4 protein-coding genes are annotated in these 2,749 nt (G+C 74.4%); 2 read left to right on the top strand and 2 right to left on the bottom strand.

Translation table 11 applies throughout. The features are described 5' to 3' along the window. Positions 1–593 (top strand): response regulator transcription factor (locus KS423_RS42885; protein WP_224285114.1); only part of this gene is annotated, 593 nt, incomplete at its 5' end. 59 nt (positions 594–652) lie between these two features. On the opposite strand, the gene KS423_RS42880 is transcribed toward KS423_RS42885, so the two are convergent. Beyond that, on the bottom strand, positions 653–1,150 hold the full coding sequence (locus tag KS423_RS42880) for a MarR family winged helix-turn-helix transcriptional regulator (RefSeq protein WP_224285113.1): 498 nt from the start codon (positions 1,148–1,150) through the stop codon (positions 653–655). A gap of 111 nt (positions 1,151–1,261) precedes the next feature. On the opposite strand from KS423_RS42880, the gene KS423_RS42875 reads away from it, so the two are divergent. Then, positions 1,262–2,059 carry a methyltransferase domain-containing protein gene (locus KS423_RS42875; RefSeq protein ID WP_224285112.1) on the top strand — a complete coding sequence of 266 codons (798 nt, stop codon included), beginning with the start codon at positions 1,262–1,264 and terminating at the stop codon, positions 2,057–2,059. Positions 2,060–2,097: 38 nt separating this feature from the next. On the opposite strand, the gene KS423_RS42870 is transcribed toward KS423_RS42875, so the two are convergent. Further along, positions 2,098–2,700 (bottom strand): TetR/AcrR family transcriptional regulator, encoded by a 603-nt coding sequence (locus tag KS423_RS42870; RefSeq protein WP_224285115.1) that lies wholly within the window; start codon positions 2,698–2,700, stop codon positions 2,098–2,100. Positions 2,701–2,749: the final 49 nt, after the last annotated feature.

Here is a 2,749-nt window from a genome sequence, read left to right as displayed (position 1 = left end):
TGCCGCCCGGCGCCCGGCCTGCGGTGGACCCGCTGCGCGGCGACCAGCTCAGATCCGCCGCCCCGCCGCCCGACGGCATCACCCTGCTGGCCCGGCTCCGCCGCACCCACCCCGGGCTGCGCGCCGTCGTCCTGGCCACCGCCGACGACCCGCACCGCGCCGCCCGTGCCCTGCACGCGGGAGCCACCGGCTGGGTGGCCAAGGAGAGTTCGCTGGCCCGGCTGCTCGCGGTGATCCGGGGCGTGCTGCGGGACGAGACGCACCTGCCGCCCGCGCTGCTCACCGGGGTGATCCGCGAACTCACCACCGCCCGGCGGGACCGCACCGAGAGCGAACGGCTGGTGGACACCCTCACCCCGCGGGAGAAGCAGATCCTGCGCTGCATGGTCGCGGGCCTCGGCCGGCAGGCCGTCGCGGAGCGGCTCTACCTGTCGCCGCACACCGTCCGGACGCACATGCAGAACGTGCTGGGCAAGCTCGGGGTGCACTCCACGCTGGCGGCCGTCGCGGTCGCCCGCCGGGCCGGGGTCAGCCCCGCGGAGCCGGCCGCGCCCCCGTCGCCCTCGGTGGTCGGCACCGTCGACCGGCCCTGAGGCGGAACCCCCGGGCCCGAGTCCGAGTCCGAGCCCGCGCGCAGGCCCGGGAGCCGTCGTCAGCCCGGGATGTTGTCGAACGGGGCGATCAGCAGCCGCAGCAGCGCGGCGAGTTCGGTCTGCTGGCCGGAGGTGAGCTGGGCGAGCAGTTCGCGCTCGTGCGCGAGCAGCCCGGCGAGCGCCTGGTCGGCGCGGTCGCGGCCGTCGTCGGTGAGCCGGACCAGCACGCCGCGCCGGTCGTCCGGGTCGGGCAGGCGCTTGACCAGGCCCTTGCCGGTGAGCCGGTCGATCCGGTTGGTCATGGTGCCGGAGGTGACCAGGGTCTGGGTGAGCAGTTGGCCGGGGGAGAGCTGGTACGGGGAGCCGGCCCGCCGCAGGGCGGTCAGGACGTCGAACTCCCAGGGCTCCAGACCGTGCTCGGCGAAGGCGGCGCGGCGGGCGCGGTCCAGGTGCCGGGCGAGCCGGCTGACCCGGCTGAGCACCTCCAGCGGCTCCACGTCGAGGTCGGGGCGCTCCCGGCGCCACGCTGCGACCAGCCTGTCGACCTCGTCCTCCATGACGATCAGTGTATCGGTGGATGTGTCGATGTGAAGTCTCTTGACATCGAGAAATGTGCCAGCGAGGCTACCCCGAGATATCTTGATGTCGAGATACTTTCGAGGTGAGCCATGACCACTCCCGTCTGGGACCCGGCGCAGTACCTGCGCTTCGCCGACGAACGCACCCGCCCGCTGCGCGACCTGCTCGCCCGCGTCCCCGCCCTCCCGCACCCCGGTGCCGAGGTGATCCTGGACATCGGCTGCGGCCCCGGCAACTCCACTGCCGTACTGCGCGAGCGGTGGCCGCACGCCCGTCTCACCGGCGTCGACAACTCCGCCCCGATGCTGGCCACCGCCCGCACCGAGGGCGAGCCGGACGCCGAGTACCTGCTCGCCGACGCCCGTGACTACGACCCGGCCCCGGCCGGGCCCGACCTGATCGTCTCCAACGCCACCCTCCAGTGGGTGGACGGGCACCTGGCGCTGCTGCCGCGCTGGGCGGACGCCCTCGAACCCGGCGGGGTGCTCGCCTTCCAGGTGCCGGGCAACTTCGAGGCCCCCAGCCACACCCTGCTCGCCGACCTGCGACGCAGCGCCCGCTGGCGGGACGCGCTCGGCGAGGAGGCCGTCCGGGCCGGCGTGCACCCACCCGAGCGCTACCTCGACGCCCTGGCCGCCGCCGGCTGCCTCCCGGACGTCTGGGAGACCACCTACCGCACCCTGCTGCCGGGGCCGGACCCGGTCCTGGAGTGGGTCAAGGGCACCGCGCTGCGCCCGGTCCTCACCCGGCTCACCGACCCGGCCGACCGGGCCGCCTTCCTCGCCGAGTACGGGCGGCTGCTGCGCGAGGCCTACCCGGCCGGGCCGAACGGGACGGTGTTCCCGTTCCGGCGGATCTTCGCCGTGGGGACCAAACGGGCGGGCTGAGCCGGCCGGGGTGGGGCGAACCGGTTCGGTTCGGCCGGTCAGCCCTTGCGCTCGCCGACCAGCTTCGGGTGCCGCTCCAGGCCCTCCAGGCCGTGCCAGGCGAGGTTCACCAGGTGCGCCGCCACCGTCGCCTTGTCCGGCTTGCGGACCTCCAGCCACCACTGCCCGGTCAGCGCGACCATCCCGACCAGCATCTGCGAGTACATCGGGGCCAGCCGGGCGTCGAAGCCGCGGGACTTGAACTCCAGACCCAGGATGTCCTCGACCTGCGTGGCGATGTCGCTGATCAGTGAGGCGAAGGTGCCGGTCGACTGGGCCACCGGGGAGTCCCGGACCAGGATCCGGAAGCCGTCCGTCGAGGTGTCGATGTAGTCCATCAGCGCGAAGGCCGCCTGCTCCAGCAGCTCGCGCGAGTGCCCGCCGGTCAGTGCCCCGGTCACCATGTCCAGCAGGAGCTGCATCTCGCGGTCGACGACCACCGCGTACAGCCCCTCCTTGCCGCCGAAGTGCTCGTACACCACGGGCTTCGACACCCCGGCGCGCTCGGCGATCTCCTCCACCGAGGTGCCGTCGTAGCCGCGCTCCGCGAAGACCGTCCGGCCGATCTCCAGCAGCTGCTCGCGCCGCTGCTTGCCGGTCATCCGGACCCGGCCGCCCCGGCGGCGCGGGGCCGGGGCCGGGGCCGAGCCG

It is taken from the genome of Streptomyces sp. LS1784, from assembly GCF_020103755.1.
Classification (GTDB): domain Bacteria; phylum Actinomycetota; class Actinomycetes; order Streptomycetales; family Streptomycetaceae; genus Kitasatospora.
Note: the sequence above shows the minus strand (reverse complement) of the source record. Positions and strands in the feature narration are given on the sequence as shown.

Bases quoted from the DNA above. Each gene is read 5' to 3' on its own strand.
- KS423_RS42880 (WP_224285113.1), bottom strand. From the start codon at position 1,150: ATGGAGGACGAGGTCGACAGGCTGGTCGCAGCGTGGCGCCGGGAGCGC.
- KS423_RS42870 (WP_224285115.1), bottom strand. From the start codon at position 2,700: ATGACCGGCAAGCAGCGGCGCGAGCAGCTGCTGGAGATCGGCCGGACG.
- KS423_RS42875 (WP_224285112.1), top strand. From the start codon at position 1,262: ATGACCACTCCCGTCTGGGACCCGGCGCAGTACCTGCGCTTCGCCGAC.